Raw genomic sequence first — 16,434 nt, 5'->3', positions numbered from 1 at the left:
GTCGAGGAAATAATTACTTACATATTAACCAACCGATTATTCTCTGTATAAAAACTAAAAATCAACAAACTATATCAATTTCCTCATATTTCGATATCAATCAAACGTTTGATTAGATTCATAAGAAATCCCTTTATATCAATGGTTCAAGCGATAAAATGAGTATAAATTTTAGCGAAATTCCACAAGAAATTTTAGCTTACTTCTGGTTTTTCTGCTTCAATACGCTTTTCCTTAATACAACATACTCCGATCAAGCCAATCATAGAGAAGATAACTGGAGTAATAAAACCGTAGAAGTATCCCTTAACCATACTGCCTGAAGCAATCTGAAAATAATCTAAGACCATTCCAAAAATACTGGGCAGCAGGGCTGCACTTAGAAATCCACCCGTATTCGCAAACCCAGAGACAACCCCAGAATCAATGATAGGAAATGATTGACGGACGACAGCAAAGGTTAAAGCACTTGCTCCAAACCCAAAGCCAATAATAAAAAGCAGTAAAATGAGCATGAACAATGGGGGATTCCCTTTGAATAAAAGAAATGCTGCCCAACACACCAAAATAGTGGTATGAACAATAACATATGGGCGTTTAATTGTTCCCAAGCGACTTGAAAGCCAACTAGTCAGCGGAGCGCCCAACAGTGCCCCAATCATACCAATCATAATAAGCTGGCTAATATCTGAACGGGTCATTCCATACACATTCATCCCATAAGGTACTGCCCATGAACCGATAAATCCCACATATGCGCCGACAATTCCAAAATGACAAAAGAATAAAGCCCATGCCTGCCGGTCTGAAAAGATTCTACGAATTACGGCCATTGTTTTTTCACGGTGGATCTCATTTTTGGCAGCTTTCGGCTCATTAGGTGGTTTTAGTTTGTATATGAGGACAAAATAAAGAAGTATCCCGCATAGACACAATAATAGCCCCACAGAAAAAAATGCCGGCCTCCAGCCTAGAAAACCAATCCATGCGGTAAATGGAACGGTTGCCAAGAGGAATCCCAGACTTCCAGCCATTCCCGCAAAACCAATTAAGCGAACAAATTCCTTCACTTTAAACCATTGGCCCAAAATCAACACCATATTGACCCAAATAGTCGCGTCCCCTATCCCCGTAAGAATTCTGGCAAAAAACAGGACAAATTCATGCGTCCCCAGACTATAAATGATTGTACCTAAACCCGTTAGGATTGCACCTATAATGAGAAAAAAATTAGGTCCATACCGATCAGCCATAACTCCCATTGGAATTTGCAAACCCGTGTATACAAAAAATTGAATACTTGTCAGTAATCCAATCGTTGATGCTGTTACATTAAACTCGCTCATCACTTGGTCAGTAATCAATCCCGGAGCGGTTCGCTGACTCGCCATTATTACATATGTGAACAAAACAGTAGCAAATACAACCCATCTAAATCGGCTATTTTGTTTGTCCATGATATCTACCCCTGTTAGCTTTTACTCCTATATATATGGATTTACCGTGAGTGTAGAAACATAGTTTTAAAAAAGCATAAAAAAAGGTAATACCCTTCGAGGGAAGTTACCTTTATTCTGTAGGGATATTTGAATGCGTTCTAAAAAATCATGCCTGAAATAAGTCAGAGGACAGATAACGTTCTCCCGTGTCCGGAGCTAAACATAGAACTCTTGCTGTAGATGGAAGTTTACTTGCTACCTCAACAGCAAAATAGGCGGAAGATGCTCCTGATGCACCTACAAAGATTCCTTCTTCTGCAGCCAGTCGGCGTGCTGTCACTTGGGCATCTTCATCCTTAATAAGCAAAATTTCATCAAAAATAGAGCGATTTAAAATGGTTGGGATAAAACCAGGTCCCGTCCCTGGGATTTTATGCGGCCCAGGCTCACCGCCTGATAACACAGGTGATCCAAACGGTTCTACTACATAGATTTTTAAGTTAGGTATATGCTTTTTCAGCTCTTCTCCTACCCCTGTAACTGTTCCACCTGTTCCTGCCGTCAACACAAGAGCATCCAATTTCCCTTCAAACGCTTCTAAAATTTCAACTGCAGTCGTTTCACGATGCGCATCGGCATTTGCAGGATTCTCAAATTGCATAGGAATAAAATAATCAGATATAGATTCAGCTATTCGGTTTGCTTCATCAATAGACCCTTGCATCCGTAAACTCGCTGGAGTTAGGTGGACTTCCGCTCCATAGGCTTTCATGATTTTGATTCGTTCTTTTGTCGCATTATCAGGCATTGTAATGATACAGCGATATCCTTTTACCGCACATACCATAGCAATTCCAATACCAGTATTACCAGAAGTCGGCTCGATAACGGTACTCTTTCCTGGTATTAATTTCCCTTCTTTTTCTGCAGTTTCAATCATATTAATGGACGCACGATCTTTTACACTTCCTCCAGGGTTAAACGATTCCAATTTTATATACACTTTCCCGCCAGTTGGATTAGGTAATTTATTTAATTTTACAATCGGAGTTTTTCCAATTAAGTCAAGTATGGATCTGTAAAGTTTCAACGCCCTTTCCGCCTTTCGATATAAATTAATAAAATCCCCTACTGTAAATCATTATGGGGGAATACAACTATCATTATGCCCTTCATTCAATCATATACATTGAACCTATTTATTTAATAAACCATTAAATCCCTATTCGTTTACTCTGTATTTTAGATAATTTTATTATACTACCTAAAAAAAAACAATCAACATGAATGAAACATGGTCATGGGGACAGTTCTCATGATCATGTTTTTGGTCTTAAGAACCCTCCAAGATTGCTGAAAAAGTCAATCTTTGAAAACAAAAAGGCAATCACCTACAATATGTAGATAACTGCCTCCTTTTATTTAAGGATAATTCGTGTTCATTGTTCTAAGCTATCACTTTTTTAGTGGTCTCGAACAGTCCCCAAAGGTCTACATGACTTTTAATACACGTCACGTTGATAACGTCCTTGCTTTTGCATATCTTTAAGATATGCTTCGGCGTCTTCTCTGGACATGGCACCTTCTTTTTCAATCACGTTAATGATTGCTTCGTTAACGTCCTTTGCCATACGTTCTTTATCACCGCAAACATAGAAGTATGCGCCATTTTTAAACCACTCAAATAATTCCTTGCTATTTTCAAGCATTTTATGCTGTACATATACTTTTTGATTTGAATCACGTGAGAATGCAGTATCGACCCTTGTCAAAACTCCATCCTGTTGATATTTTTCCAATTCATTTTGATAAAGGAAATCCACCGCCTCATGCTGATCCCCAAAAAACAGCCATGCACGGCCCTCTGCTTTATTCACTGCACGTTCCTGTATAAAAGAACGGAATGGTGCAATGCCTGTCCCTGGACCAACCATGATAATATCTTTATCTTGAGAATCCGGCAAATGAAAATGTTTATTTGCTTGAACAAAGACAGGAAGCAGATCTCCTTCCTGAACTCGGTCTGCACATAAAATAGAAGCAACACCTTTTCGATTACGGTTGTGCGAAGTGTATCGTACAGCACCAATGGTGAGATGAACCTCATCAGGATTCGCGGCAATGCTGCTTGCAATTGAATAGAGACGAGGAGTCATTTTTCGTAATAATGAAACGATATCCTGTGCAGTTGCCTTCCATGGTCCAAACTCACGCAGCATATCAAGCAAATCACGCCCATAGCAGTATTCCTTAAGTTGGTCTGCATTTTCAGCTAATACTAGATTTTGCAGCTCAGTATTATCTGTAAGCCCAGCTGCCTGCTGTAGAATCTTCCTAGTCAACAATGTAATTTCACAATGGTCTGTTAGCGCTTTTCCAAGCGGTAGTGTTTCACCTTGCTTACCAACCGTTACGACCGCTTCTTCATCCCAATGCATCTCTTCAAGAATGGCAGCTACAAGTTCCGGGTCATTTGAAGGGACAATCCCAAGTGCGTCACCAGGGTTGTAAGAAAGGCCTGAACCTTTTAATGATAATTCAATATGTCTCGTTTCCTTAGTAGAACCTGACCCGTTTAAATTAATATTTTTTAGGACCTTCGCTTGAAAAGGATTCGTCCTTGAAAATGGAAGTTTGTCACTTTTGGTATTTGTGTTTTCCAAAGTTAGTTGCATAATTATTTCAACCTCCAAAAGTATTATATATAGAAAATATCACAGTATTAGCATATCAGAAGTGTATTTTAACACACAATACCAAAAATTGGTCTTTGGGGAGGATTCTCATGGTCATATTAAACCCAGTGGAACCGTCCCCATGGTCACACTTACTTTAGTGACATTTTAAATTCTAAAAAGTATTCGTTATATTTTCCCAGCAGTTCAAGACCTAGATTTTCATATACTTCTAGGTTGGTGCGACTTTCTTCGCGTGGGTAAAACCGTTCATCGTTTACCACTTCATCATCTAATAGTTCCCAGGCTGCTTTATTCGGAATCGCATATCCTACATAATCCGTATTTTGTGCAGCCACTTCAGCATCCAGCATAAAATTTATAAACTTATGGGCACCTTCCACATTTGCTGAGGTTTTTGGGATAACCATATTATCAAACCATAAGTTTGATCCCTCTGAAGGTACTGCATAATTCAACTCTTCGTTTTCGAACATCATGTCGGCTGCCTGCCCGGAAAATGTTACGGCTACTGTAGCTTCATTATTGATCATTAATGGAGTAATTTCATCTCCAATGATTGCTTTGACATTGCCATTTAGTTGTTTTAATTTTTCTACGGCTTCACGTAATTCTTTATCATTACGTGAATTTAAGGAATATCCTAAACTATTTAAGCCCATACCGATAACTTCACGAGCACCATCTACTAAAAATACTTTGTCTTTTAGTGCCGGATCCCATAAATCGTCCCATGACTCAAAGGTGAGATACTCTGGTATTTTATTTGGATTATAAACGACACCAACCGTTCCCCAAAAGTATGGAATGGAATATTTGTTTTTCGGGTCGAAGGGTAAATCTAAAAAGAAAGGATCAATATTTTTCAGGTTTGAAATTTTCGAATGATTGATTTCGATTAATAAATCTTCTTTAATCATTGTTTCAATCGTATATTCTGATGGGACCACCACATCATAGGAGGTGCCTCCCTGTCTAATTTTGGTTAGCATCGCTTCATTTGAATCGTACGTTTCATAAATAACCTTAATGCCTGTTTCTTTTTCAAACTGATTAATCAGCGCTGGGTCAATGTACTCTCCCCAATTATATACGACTAAAGTGCCCTTTCCACCGGCTGAGCTTCCTGCCTCAAGTCTTGACGCAGCAAACGAAAGGAGGCCACATACTATCACAATTGTAAGCATTATTTGAATTAGAGATTTCATTGAATCGAGCCCTCCGTTTTCTTCGACCGCATCGTAATGAAGTAGTACATAACGACGATAGCGATTGTCACGATAAACACTAGCCCAGAGATGGCATTAACCGTTAACGAAATTCCTGCACGTGCCATAGAGTAAATTTCAACAGATAAGGTACTAAAACCATTACCGGTAACGAAAAATGTAACAGCAAAGTCATCTAAGGAGTAGGTTAGGGCCATAAAGAAACCGGCTAAAATTCCAGGCTTAATATAGGGAACAATAACACGGGTTAATACATCGCGACGATTTGCACCTAAATCAAGTGCTGCATCAATTAAGTTCGTATTCATTTCCAATATTTTAGGCAAGACCATTAATACAACGATTGGGATACTGAAGGCAATATGTGAAATTAATACAGACGTAAAGCCAAGCTTAACTCCAATCATGGTGAATAAAATTAAGAAGCTTGCCCCAATCACAACGTCTGGGCTGACAATTAAAATATTATTTAAGGATAATACGATGTTACGTAGTTTGTTATCTTTTAAAGAAACAATACCAACTGCTCCTAGTGTACCTATAATGGTTGCGATTAACGCAGATAGCAATGCAACAATCACGGTATTGATTAAGATAACGAGTAACCGATTATCGTCAAATACGGCTTGATAATGTTCTAGTGTAAAACCTTCAAATGAACCCATTGAACCGCCGCTATTGAATGAATAGAAAATCAAGTAGAAGATCGGTGCATATAAAATTACAAACACGATTGCTAAAAATACTTTAGCACTAGTCGTTAACTGTGATCGCATTTATACTCGACCTCCTTTTTTCTTTGTGCGCGTAAACAACATGATGGCAAACATACTTAGTATTAAAAACACCGCAATAGTTGAACCCATTCCCCAGTTTTGGGCGACTAAAAATTGCTGTTCTATCGCTGTGCCAAGTGTAATCACTTTGTTCCCCGCAATTAGGCGAGTAATCATGAAGAGTGATAGTGCAGGGATGAATGTTACTTGAATTCCTGATTTTACCCCTTCAATGGTTAAAGGAAAAATGACACGTCGGAACGTTGTAAGCGGTGAAGCACCTAAGTCACGTGCTGCGTAAATTAATGACGGATTCATTTTGTCTAATGCGTTGAAAATAGGGATAATCATAAACGGTATAAAAATGTAGACCGCAACGAACACGAAACTAAAGTCGGTAAATAAAATCTGTGTTGGGTCAAAGCCCACTATTTTCATTAAGGCATTGACCGGGCCGTATAAACCGAAAATCCCGATAAATGCATACGTTTTTAACAATAAATTTATCCATGAAGGAATAATAATGAGCATAAGCCATAAATGCTTATGCTTTGTTTTTGTTAAAAGATACGCTGTTGGATAAGAGATTAGCAGCGTAAAAAACGTAATGATAAATGCATACCAAAAGCTCGTTAGCGTCATCGTTAAATATGCGGATGTAAAAAAGTTTTTATAGTTTACTAGCGTAAATTCTCCGTTTAGATCAAGCATCGAATAGTACAAAACGAGCCCAATTGGTGCAATAACGAAGAGCGCAATCCATAGTAAATATGGGACGAACGCTGGTTTTGACTTAAACTTCATTCGTATACGCCTCTATGCGTGCGTCAAATTCTTCTTCTGTTTCATTGAGACGCATTATATGAATCGCTTCTGGGTCGAAATCTAGACCTACTTGTGCACCTACTTCAGCCTGTTTCAGCGAGTGTACAAGCCACTCATTTCCATCTTTGTCATATGTTGATAACTCGTAATGTACACCGCGGAATAACTGCGTATCGACGCGCACCACAATTTTACCTGCTTCAGGTGTTGTGATGTGTAGATCTTCTGGACGAATGACAACATCGATTTTTTCGCTCGACTTTATGCCGCCATCGACACAGTCAAATATTTTTCCGGCAAATTTAACTTTATAGTCTTCAAGCATGACGCCGCCAACGATGTTTGACTCCCCGATGAAGTCTGCAACGAAGCGGTTAATGGGCTCATCATAAATATCAACGGGTGTACCAGATTGCTGAATAATCCCTTCGTTTAAAACGAAAATTTCATCACTCATCGCTAAAGCTTCCTCTTGGTCGTGCGTAACAAAAATAAATGTTTTGCCAAGGCGCTGCTGCAGTTCGCGCAACTCGTATTGCATTTCAGTTCGCAGCTTTAAATCCAGTGCCGATAATGGCTCATCAAGTAAAATCACATCTGGGTCATTAATGATAGCACGTGCAATCGCAACCCGTTGACGCTGACCGCCTGACATTTCGGTAATTTCACGATTTTCGTAACCTGCTAAGTTTACGAACTTTAAGGCTTCTGCTACACGCACTTTAATTTCAGATTCTTTTACTTTTTTAATGCGTAAACCGAATGCCACGTTTTCAAATACATTTAAGTGCGGGAATAGGGCATAGTCTTGGAATACAGTGTTTACTTGACGCTCGTTTGCTGGTACGTCGTTAACACGCTTGCCGTTAATGTAAATATCCCCTGTGGTCGGTTTTTCAAAGCCTGCAATGATACGTAAAATCGTCGTTTTCCCACAACCTGAGGGGCCAAGTAATGTATAAAATTTTCCACGTTCAAGCTCAAAGCTCACATCTTGTAAAACCTTCGTGTGACTGTCATAAGATTTTGTTACGTTATCAAAACGGATAATAATATCAGTTGCCATAGAAGCCTCCTATAAATACGAATAATTAAACTCTACTACTATATTGATTCATTTATTTAATAACAGTGACATACAGACTCGTCTTATTAGCGAAAGGTATCGAATTGAGTGTAGTCATACAAACAGCAAAAATCAACCATTTTTTTCTAGCTTTGGTGGTACATGGTACATGGGGACGATTCTCATGGTCACACCTATAACTTAGAATCTTATGAAGAAAAGTCATGAGAAGAATGAAATCGTTAATGCAATGGCTCTTAAAAGCACACTCGGACCAAAAATACACAAAAGCCCGACTAGCTTCTATCCGCTAGTCGGGCTTTATCATGCGTAAACTTCCGAATGTCCACAAGAACCGACCCCATGGCCATGGTCACCTGGACAAAAATTATTTTCCAAAGTTATCAAGCAATGCACGTACTTCATCTGTGGATTTTGTGTTCATTAAACGATTTCTTAATTCTGCAGCTCCAGGGAAGCCTTTGACATATATTTTGAAAAAGCGATGAAGCCCTGTGATGGAACGTGGCAGTACTTCCGCATATTGATCCTGAAGATCAAGCTGCAGTCTTAAAAGATCAAGGTGTTCTTTACTGCTATGCTCTTTTGGCTCTTTTTCAAAGGCAAATGGATTCTTAAAAATACCGCGACCAATCATAACGCCATCAATACCATATTGCTCAGCAAGCTGAAGCCCAGTTTGACGGTCAGGAATGTCCCCATTGATGGTTAGCAGCGTATTCGGTGCAATACGGTCACGTAATTCTTTGATCTCCGGAATTAGCTCCCAATGCGCATCAACTTCGCTCATTTCCTTTCTCGTCCGTAAATGAATCGAAAGGTTCGCAATATCCTGTTTTAAAATATGCGTTAGCCATTCCTCCCACTCCTGAACCTCCTTATCGCCAAGTCGTGTTTTCACGCTGACAGGCAGGCCGCCCGCTTTCGCTGCTTGAATTAGTTCTGCCGCAACGTCTGGACGCAGAATAAGGCCGCTCCCCTTCCCTCTCGATGCCACATTCGGCACAGGGCATCCCATATTAATATCGATGCCTTTAAATCCTAGCTCTGCCATGCCAATACTCATTTGACGGAAATTTTCGGGGCTATCCCCCCAAATATGTGCCACCATTGGCTGTTCATCTTCGGTAAAAGTCAAACGGCCGCGCACACTTTTCATGCCCTCTGGATGACAATAGCTATCCGAGTTTGTAAACTCTGTGAAAAACACATCCGGTCGGCCGGCTGCACTGACTACGTGTCGAAAAACAAGATCTGTCACATCTTCCATTGGTGCAAGTACAAAAAATGGTCGTGGTAAATCACGCCAAAAATTATCTATCATATTTATATTCAATCCTCTCATTATGGGCTACCAGACAAAACCGTTATCCCAAAATAAAAAAACAGAATGTCTCTGCTTCTTTTACACTTATACCATGCTTTAGCACCTTTTATCAAACTGATTGCAATGGTTTATTTTCATCAAATCAAGGTTTAGAGTCCTAATGATTATTTTACCTTCACAATTTCTGTAAACAAGAAATAACTTCAAGTAGAAAAAGCAGCAAAAATCTAGTAAGATATCCACATGTGACATTAGATAAGGGGTTAAAAAAATGAGCGTATTAAATGTAAAGAATTTAAGTCACGGTTTCGGTGATCGTGCGATTTTTAATGATGTGTCTTTTCGCCTTTTAAAAGGAGAGCACGTTGGACTAGTTGGGGCAAATGGTGAAGGTAAGTCTACTTTCATGAATATTGTAACTGGGAAGCTGCAACCCGACGAGGGGAAAGTGGAGTGGTCCCGCAAAGTTCGTGTTGGTTATTTAGATCAGCATGCTGTACTTCAAAAAGGCACTACGATGCGTGAAGCTTTGAGTACTGCTTTTCAATATCTATTTGATGCTGAAGCAGAAATCAATGAGCTTTATGGAAAAATGGGTGATGAAGGTGCTGATATTGATGCACTGCTTGCTGAAGTTGGAGAGCTACAAGAAACGTTAGATAGTAATGATTTCTATCAAATTAATGCAAAAGTTGAGGAAGTTGCTCGTGGTCTGGGGTTAGACGATGTTGGACTTGACCGGGATGTAGATGATCTTAGCGGCGGGCAGCGTACGAAAGTTTTGCTAGCTAAGCTATTGCTGGAAAAGCCTGAAATCCTATTACTAGACGAGCCTACGAACTATTTGGATGAACAGCATATCGAATGGTTAAAGCGCTACCTGCAGGAATATGAGAATGCATTTATCTTGATTTCACATGATATTCCATTCTTGAACAATGTAGTTAACTTAATCTACCACATGGAAAACCAAGAGTTGAATCGCTATGTTGGTGATTATGATAACTTCTTAAACATACATGAAATGAAGAAGCAGCAGCTAGAGTCTGCTTATAAACGTCAACAACAAGAAATTGCAAATTTAAAGGATTTCGTTGCTCGTAACAAAGCAAGTGTTGCGACTCGTAATATGGCAATGTCTCGTCAAAAAAAGCTCGACAAAATGGAAGTTATTGAATTAGGGAGAGAGAAGCCAAAACCAGAATTTAATTTCAAAGAAGCTCGTGCAGCCAGTCGTTGGATTTTTACAGCTGAAGATCTTGTTATTGGTTACAATGAACCACTTTCTCGCCCTTTGAATTTGAAAATGGAACGCGGACAAAAAATTGCATTTGTGGGTGCAAACGGTATTGGTAAGTCTACTCTTTTAAAAAGTATTCTTGGGTTGATTGATCCGCTGGACGGTAAAGTGGAACATGGGGAGTATCAACACATCGGTTACTTCGAGCAGGAAGTGAAACAATCCAATTACAACACTTGTATTGAAGAGATTTGGAGCACGTTCCCAAGTATGAATCAGGCAGAAGTCCGTGCTGCTCTTGCTAAATGTGGATTAACGACGAAACATATTGAAAGTAAAGTCGAAGTTCTTTCCGGTGGCGAAAAAGCCAAAGTTCGATTGTGTAAAATTATTAACACAGAAACGAATTTACTAATTCTAGACGAACCTACCAATCACTTGGATGTTGACGCTAAAGAAGAATTGAAGCGTGCTTTAAAGGCATATCGCGGAAGCATTTTGATGGTATCCCACGAACCTGATTTCTATCGTGAAATTGCGACCGATATTTGGAATTGTGAGGACTGGACAACAAAAGTGTTCTAAATAACAAAAGTGGTACCCCATGAATGATAATTCACTTGGGTACCACTTTTTATTAACCATCCTAAATTTTTAATAAATAATATTCAAGCAGACCTTATCCTTTAACCGATCCACCCATCAAGCCCTTTACGATTTTCTCTTGAGCTATTACAAACGTAAGGATTACTGGAAGGCTTGCAAGAACCAATGCGGCCATCAGGCCGGGAACATTTACCGAGAATTCCCCGTAGAACTTTTGAAGACCGATAGGAAGTGTCATCTTTTCAGGACTTTGTATCAAAATCAAGGCAAATATGAATTCATTCCAAATGTGGATAAAGTTGTAAATAACAACTGTAGATATCGCAGGTTTCACATTTGGAAAAATGACCTTCGAAAAGATTTTCCAATGTCCCGCACCATCAACTTTGGCAGCTTCTTCAAGCTCTGCCGGAATTTCACTCATGAATTGAGTGAAGATAAACACAGAAATAGGTAATGCGAATGCGACATATGGACCTAGGAGTGCAAGCAATTTATCATAAAGTCCAAGGTCATTTGTCATAACGAATATAGGAATCAAAGTAGCATGGATTGGCACCATCATACCGATAATGAACAAAGTGAATATAGATTTGTTGAGGCGGAATTTCAGCCTGCTCAACGGGTAACTTGCTAGTGCAGCGATGATAACTACAAGGGCTACTGCTAAAACAGTAATTACAATACTGTTCAGAAAATAGCTGGATAAGCCCATATCAAATACAGACGCATATTGTTCTAGAGTAAATGAATCCGGTAAAGCCGAGAACGGGTTGGTAAAAAACTCATTCATGCTTTTAAACGAAGTACTTATCATGTAAAGGAATGGATAGCCAGCAAATAATGCAATAATTGCAGCCATGACATATAGCATTGATGTTTTTACAAGTTTTAAAGTACTCATGATAAACCCCTTTTTCTTTTCTGGATTGAATCAATAACCTGGATAATGACTACACAGATTAATGCAATGATAAACATCATCGCGGCAATTGTACTTCCGTAACCCATCCTAAAATTCACAAAGGTCTCTTCGTACATAAACGTACCAAGGATTGCTGTAGAGGTTCCCGCCCCACTCCCGGACATAACATAGAAAAGGTCAAAGGTCTTCAAGGAACCAACAATAGCCAGTACTGAAGAACTTATTAGTATCGGAATTAGAGAAGGAAGTGTGACATAGAAAAACTTTTGAATATCGTTAGCTCCATCCATGCCCGCTGCTTCATAAAGCTCCTCAGGAATCCCTACCAATGCTGCTTTAAATAGAATCATATAAAAAGGTGCGAATTGCCAAGCCATGACAATTAAAATTGCAATCAGTGCGGACGGACTTCCTGCAAGCCAGGTAACCGATTCAATTCCAAATGAGTTTAACGTTTTGTTAATAGGGCCGTTTGTCGGATCAAACATGAAAACCCATAACAAACCGACTGCTACAGTTGACATGAGATAAGGTAAAAAGAAGATGACATTGAGAAGCTTTTGTCCTTTAATATTGCTATTTAAGACTAAAGCCATCATTAGTCCAAGCGGTATCTGGACGAAAACAGAGACTCCCACCAGATAGAAATTATTTGTCAGAGACTGCCAAAAAGTAGGGTCTGAAAATAACTCCGAATAGTTTGCAAAACCGACAAAGGCTCTGTTTGTTTCTATACCGTTCCAATCATAAAAACTATAAATAAAAGTGGAAATAATCGGATAAAGTATGAAGAGCGTATATACGAACAAAGCCATGAACATAAATGATAGAATTACCAATTTCTGTTTGCTTTTTTCTTTTCTTTTGACAGTATTTATATCAAGCAAATTCATGCTATTTACTTCTGCTGCGGCTTTCATCTGTATCCCCCTTCCTGATGATCTTGTAAGAATCTCCGTTATAGTTGGCTTTTTCTTTGCACTAATCAGCAAAGCTCATTAATCAACGCTATCCTATAACAGAGCCAATATAAAGAATAGGAGAAAGGCTAAGTAGTTAGCCATTTCTCATATTCACTTTTTATTTCTTTTCTAGTTCGGCAGCTTTTTTCTCCATAGCTTCTGCAGCTTCTTTTGGAGTCATAGTTTTGCCAAACAATTTAAAGGTTGTTTCTTTGTGAAGCTGTGCAAGTTCTGGAGCTAGTGTTTGATCGTATGGGAACTGGATTGAATTTGCTGCATTGATCCACTCAGTAAATGTTTTTACATATTCGTCCTTAGGTTCAACGCCTTTGATTGCAACTGGAGTTCCTGACATATCAGCGTAAGCTGTTCCTGTTTCTACGCTTGTAAGCTCGTTAATGAGTTCTACTGAAAGCTCTTGCTGTTTGCTGCTCTTAGAGATTGACCATACAGGTGAAATTCCTGCACTGATATTTGTTGAATCGCCTTTTCCATCTTCTAATGCAGGGAATTGGAATACTCCCATTTTCTTTTCAAATTCTGGGAATTCATCACGAACATTATTAACAAAACCAGAAGTCATAAGCATCATTGCTGCTTTTCCTGTGTAAATCATTTGGCGTGCAGCGCCTGCATCATACGGAAGACCATTAAACCCTGGGTTGAAGGCTTCACGATCGACCAAATCCTGAATCATTTCTCCTGCTTTCACATAAGTTGAGTCTGCAAAGCTGCCGCCTTCCCTGTTGTAAGCACTTTTGAATACATCTTCTCCGCCAATGCGGTCAGCTAAATACATAAGGTAGAATGCACCAGGCCATTGTGGCTGGTTAGCCAATGCAATTGGATACAAACCAGCTTTTTTCAATACGTCGATTGACTCTAACAATTCATTATAGGTCTTGGGAACTTCTATTCCATTCTTTTCAAAGATTTCCTTGTTATAGTAGAACTGATAGGTTGAAATACCCAATGGCAAGCCATAAACTTTATCACCAAACTTAGAGTTTTCTAGAGCTACATCCACAAATCTTGAGTAATCAATATCTTTATCTGTTAAATCTACAAGTTTATCAGAATCTGCAAATTCCTGAAGATATCCGCCACCCCATGATGCAAATACATCAGGTGCGTTCTTCCCGGCCATCGCAACGACTAAACGCTGCTTGTACTTATCATTTGGAATTAAAAGCGGCTTAACTGTAACATTTGGATGTTCTTTTTCAAAACGTTCAATTGCTTTAAAATAAACCTCTTCTCTTTTACCTGGGTCAAAGTGCCATAAGTTTAGTGTAATCTTTTCATCGGAACCTTTAGAGGATGATTCCTCTTTTGAAGTAGATGTTTTCTCTTGCCCACAAGCAGCTAGTAAAAATACTCCCAAAACCATAACAAAGGCCATAATTGCTTTCAAACTTTTCATTTTCTCCACCCTTTCATTTTTTAATAATTTTATTCGTCTTCTTGAAGCTGCCGATAATCAAAATAGCCAAAATCCGCATATTTCTTTTGCCCGGCTATATCCTGTGCTTATTAGATTCATTGTCATTCATCCTCTCATTTTAGAAAAGGATTTTAAAATATATCAACAATTTCACTAGAGTTCTTTTACAAACTTGAGAAAGGCAGATAGAATGAAATAAGCTGAAGTTGCGCCCGGATCTTGAACCCCAATGGATCTATCCCCTAAACGGCTGGAACGGCCTATTTTTGATACAAGTTCAATCGTTGATTTCATTCCTCTTTCGGCTTCGATAACTGCTTCGTTAAACGCATTCGTAAAGTTCTGGGAAGCTTCAGCGTTATCCTGTAAGGCAATGAGTGCAGGCTCTAATGTATCAATCATGGTCTTATCTCCTGCCTTTGCCTGTCCACGATCTTTTACCCCATTAATAAAAGCAATCCAAAACTCTACCAAATCTTGATCGGTAAGCTCTGACTTTTGAGCAACCGCTTTTCCACCCCTTAGGAAGCCTGTTGCATACAGTGGCCCTACCGATGAGCCTACAGCATTTAAAAACGTCATCCCAATGGTCGAACTGATTTTTCCACAGTCTTTCTCATCTGCCAACTCGTTATTTAATTTCTGATTAACTGCCTGCCAGCCGATTGACATGGTCACCCCATGGTCTCCGTCACCCAGTTTACGGTCAAGCTCACAAAGATAGTCCTTTTCTCTTTCAATCATTTCAGCTACGGATTTGAAGTATTCAATAAATTCAGCTGCTGTAATCTTCATTATTCCTAAATCCCCCTACTTCTGGACAAACATTGGGCAATCCGCAGGATAGTCCAGCATTGTTTTCAATTCGCCGTCCAATTTAATAATGGTAATCGAACATCCGCCCATTTCAAGTGATGTAATATAGTCGCCAACATAAGAGCGGTAAATCTTAATGCCTTTTTCTCTTAGAATTTGCTCTGCTTTTCTAAACATAATGTAGAGCTCCATTCGCGGTGTCGAACCGAGGCCATTCACTAAAACAGCTACTTCTTCCCCTTCGTTAAGCGGCATATCCTCTAGTATTGCCGCCACAAGTTCGTCAGCAACTATATCTGCTTTCTGAAGCTTTGCTTTTCTAATTCCTGGTTCCCCGTGGTGCCCAAGGCCAATTTCCATTTCATCTTCGCCTAATTCAAAGCTAGGCTTACCTGTTTGCGGCAAAGAACACGGAGTCAGCCCGACACCCATCGAACGTGTATTTTCATTGGCTTTCCTTGCAATTCTTGCAACATCCTCAAGGTTGTAACCTAGGTCTGCCGCCGCTCCGGCAGTCTTGAAAACAAATAGTTCACCGGCAATTCCGCGCCGTCTATGTTTCTCCTCCTTTGGAGCTGAAGCAACGTCATCGTTGCCAAGGACCATTTCCACGTTAATTCCTTCCATCTCCGCTAGTTCTGCTGCCATTCCGAAGTTCATTACATCGCCGGCGTAATTGCCGTATAGGTAAACCACTCCTGCTCCCTTATCAATCGCTTTTGTCACTTCCAGGATTGGCGCCGGAGGAGGGGATGCGAAGATATTGCCGACAGCAACACCGTCTGCCATACCGTCCCCTACATATCCCAAAAATCCCGGTTCATGTCCTGAACCTCCGCCTATTAAAACCCCTACCTTGCCTTCACGAGTAGTTCTGGCAGTAACCAGCGCACGGTCATTTTCGGGAAGGACCTTGATATAATTTGGATGTGCTTTAACATAGCCGTCCAGCATTTCTTCCACTACGTATGTCGGATCATTAATCAGCTTTTTCAAATGTACTGCTCCTTTCAAAAGAAACGGATTCTTTTCTATTAAAATTTAAAACTGAATTTCTCTCAA

General features: G+C 39.6%; 15 protein-coding genes. 2 read left to right on the top strand and 13 right to left on the bottom strand.

Going from position 1 to position 16,434, the window contains the following annotated elements; all coding sequences use genetic code 11:
* Positions 1-194: 194 nt before the first annotated feature.
* The 7 genes from M3189_RS19305 to M3189_RS19275 all read right to left on the bottom strand — a co-directional run bounded on the left by M3189_RS19305 (position 195) and on the right by M3189_RS19275 (position 8,031).
* Positions 195-1,457, bottom strand: coding sequence for an MFS transporter (locus tag M3189_RS19305; protein WP_251636724.1), 1,263 nt, complete (start codon positions 1,455-1,457; stop codon positions 195-197).
* A gap of 148 nt (positions 1,458-1,605) precedes the next feature.
* Positions 1,606-2,529 (bottom strand): cysteine synthase A, encoded by a 924-nt coding sequence (gene cysK, locus M3189_RS19300; RefSeq protein ID WP_251636722.1) that lies wholly within the window; start codon positions 2,527-2,529, stop codon positions 1,606-1,608.
* Between the two features lie 412 nt (positions 2,530-2,941).
* Positions 2,942-4,114 carry a sulfite reductase subunit alpha gene (locus M3189_RS19295; RefSeq protein WP_251636720.1) on the bottom strand — a complete coding sequence of 391 codons (1,173 nt, stop codon included), beginning with the start codon at positions 4,112-4,114 and terminating at the stop codon, positions 2,942-2,944.
* Positions 4,115-4,266: 152 nt separating this feature from the next.
* Positions 4,267-5,343: an ABC transporter substrate-binding protein gene (locus tag M3189_RS19290; protein WP_251636718.1), complete on the bottom strand. Its 1,077-nt coding sequence runs from the start codon at positions 5,341-5,343 to the stop codon at positions 4,267-4,269.
* A complete protein-coding gene (locus M3189_RS19285; RefSeq protein ID WP_251636716.1) occupies positions 5,340-6,140 on the bottom strand; it encodes an ABC transporter permease in 801 nt (266 codons plus the stop codon). The genes M3189_RS19290 and M3189_RS19285 overlap by 4 nt, the downstream gene beginning before the upstream one ends.
* Positions 6,141-6,944: an ABC transporter permease gene (locus M3189_RS19280; RefSeq protein WP_251636714.1), complete on the bottom strand. Its 804-nt coding sequence runs from the start codon at positions 6,942-6,944 to the stop codon at positions 6,141-6,143.
* Complete coding sequence (locus tag M3189_RS19275) at positions 6,934-8,031, bottom strand: ABC transporter ATP-binding protein (RefSeq protein WP_251636712.1); 1,098 nt, start codon at positions 8,029-8,031, stop codon at positions 6,934-6,936. Before M3189_RS19275 ends, M3189_RS19280 begins: the two co-directional genes overlap by 11 nt.
* A gap of 211 nt (positions 8,032-8,242) precedes the next feature.
* Here M3189_RS19275 and M3189_RS27010 point away from each other — a divergent pair, with 211 nt between their 5' ends.
* On the top strand, positions 8,243-8,365 hold the full coding sequence (locus M3189_RS27010) for a hypothetical protein (protein ID WP_285889745.1): 123 nt from the start codon (positions 8,243-8,245) through the stop codon (positions 8,363-8,365).
* 54 nt (positions 8,366-8,419) lie between these two features.
* On the opposite strand, the gene M3189_RS19270 is transcribed toward M3189_RS27010, so the two are convergent.
* Positions 8,420-9,376 carry a tRNA dihydrouridine synthase gene (locus M3189_RS19270; protein ID WP_251636710.1) on the bottom strand — a complete coding sequence of 319 codons (957 nt, stop codon included), beginning with the start codon at positions 9,374-9,376 and terminating at the stop codon, positions 8,420-8,422.
* 274 nt (positions 9,377-9,650) lie between these two features.
* On the opposite strand from M3189_RS19270, the gene M3189_RS19265 reads away from it, so the two are divergent.
* Positions 9,651-11,204: an ABC-F family ATP-binding cassette domain-containing protein gene (locus M3189_RS19265; RefSeq protein WP_251636708.1), complete on the top strand. Its 1,554-nt coding sequence runs from the start codon at positions 9,651-9,653 to the stop codon at positions 11,202-11,204.
* Positions 11,205-11,298: 94 nt separating this feature from the next.
* Here M3189_RS19265 and M3189_RS19260 read toward each other — a convergent pair whose 3' ends face one another.
* The 5 genes from M3189_RS19260 to M3189_RS19240 all read right to left on the bottom strand — a co-directional run bounded on the left by M3189_RS19260 (position 11,299) and on the right by M3189_RS19240 (position 16,368).
* Entirely contained in the window at positions 11,299-12,129 is an 831-nt protein-coding gene (locus tag M3189_RS19260; RefSeq protein ID WP_251636706.1) for a carbohydrate ABC transporter permease, read from the bottom strand.
* Positions 12,126-13,070: a carbohydrate ABC transporter permease gene (locus M3189_RS19255; protein ID WP_251636704.1), complete on the bottom strand. Its 945-nt coding sequence runs from the start codon at positions 13,068-13,070 to the stop codon at positions 12,126-12,128. The genes M3189_RS19260 and M3189_RS19255 overlap by 4 nt, the downstream gene beginning before the upstream one ends.
* A gap of 160 nt (positions 13,071-13,230) precedes the next feature.
* On the bottom strand, positions 13,231-14,535 hold the full coding sequence (locus tag M3189_RS19250; protein WP_251636702.1) for an ABC transporter substrate-binding protein: 1,305 nt from the start codon (positions 14,533-14,535) through the stop codon (positions 13,231-13,233).
* Positions 14,536-14,709: 174 nt separating this feature from the next.
* The gene (gene dhaL, locus M3189_RS19245; RefSeq protein ID WP_251636699.1) at positions 14,710-15,351 is read right to left on the bottom strand and encodes a dihydroxyacetone kinase subunit DhaL; all 642 of its coding nucleotides are present in this window, start codon (positions 15,349-15,351) and stop codon (positions 14,710-14,712) included.
* A 15-nt stretch (positions 15,352-15,366) separates the two neighbouring features.
* A complete protein-coding gene (locus tag M3189_RS19240) occupies positions 15,367-16,368 on the bottom strand; it encodes a dihydroxyacetone kinase subunit DhaK (protein WP_251636697.1) in 1,002 nt (333 codons plus the stop codon).
* Between the last annotated feature and the right edge of the window lie 66 nt (positions 16,369-16,434).

Origin of the sequence: Neobacillus niacini, from assembly GCF_023715415.1 — a bacterium.
GTDB classification, from domain to species: domain Bacteria; phylum Bacillota; class Bacilli; order Bacillales; family Cytobacillaceae; genus Neobacillus; species Neobacillus niacini_C.
Note: the sequence above shows the minus strand (reverse complement) of the source record. Positions and strands in the feature narration are given on the sequence as shown.

What these genes read in the sequence shown, in the direction of transcription:
- dhaL (WP_251636699.1), bottom strand. Translation starts at nt 15,351, where the DNA reads ATGAAGATTACAGCAGCTGAATTTATTGAATACTTCAAATCCGTAGCT.
- M3189_RS19260 (WP_251636706.1), bottom strand. Translation starts at nt 12,129, where the DNA reads ATGAGTACTTTAAAACTTGTAAAAACATCAATGCTATATGTCATGGCT.
- M3189_RS19275 (WP_251636712.1), bottom strand. Translation starts at nt 8,031, where the DNA reads ATGGCAACTGATATTATTATCCGTTTTGATAACGTAACAAAATCTTAT.
- M3189_RS19290 (WP_251636718.1), bottom strand. Translation starts at nt 5,343, where the DNA reads ATGAAATCTCTAATTCAAATAATGCTTACAATTGTGATAGTATGTGGC.
- M3189_RS19270 (WP_251636710.1), bottom strand. Translation starts at nt 9,376, where the DNA reads ATGATAGATAATTTTTGGCGTGATTTACCACGACCATTTTTTGTACTT.
- M3189_RS19295 (WP_251636720.1), bottom strand. Translation starts at nt 4,114, where the DNA reads ATGCAACTAACTTTGGAAAACACAAATACCAAAAGTGACAAACTTCCA.
- M3189_RS27010 (WP_285889745.1), top strand. Translation starts at nt 8,243, where the DNA reads ATGAAGAAAAGTCATGAGAAGAATGAAATCGTTAATGCAATGGCTCTT.
- M3189_RS19250 (WP_251636702.1), bottom strand. Translation starts at nt 14,535, where the DNA reads ATGAAAAGTTTGAAAGCAATTATGGCCTTTGTTATGGTTTTGGGAGTA.
- M3189_RS19305 (WP_251636724.1), bottom strand. Translation starts at nt 1,457, where the DNA reads ATGGACAAACAAAATAGCCGATTTAGATGGGTTGTATTTGCTACTGTT.
- M3189_RS19265 (WP_251636708.1), top strand. Translation starts at nt 9,651, where the DNA reads ATGAGCGTATTAAATGTAAAGAATTTAAGTCACGGTTTCGGTGATCGT.
- M3189_RS19280 (WP_251636714.1), bottom strand. Translation starts at nt 6,944, where the DNA reads ATGAAGTTTAAGTCAAAACCAGCGTTCGTCCCATATTTACTATGGATT.
- M3189_RS19255 (WP_251636704.1), bottom strand. Translation starts at nt 13,070, where the DNA reads ATGAAAGCCGCAGCAGAAGTAAATAGCATGAATTTGCTTGATATAAAT.
- M3189_RS19285 (WP_251636716.1), bottom strand. Translation starts at nt 6,140, where the DNA reads ATGCGATCACAGTTAACGACTAGTGCTAAAGTATTTTTAGCAATCGTG.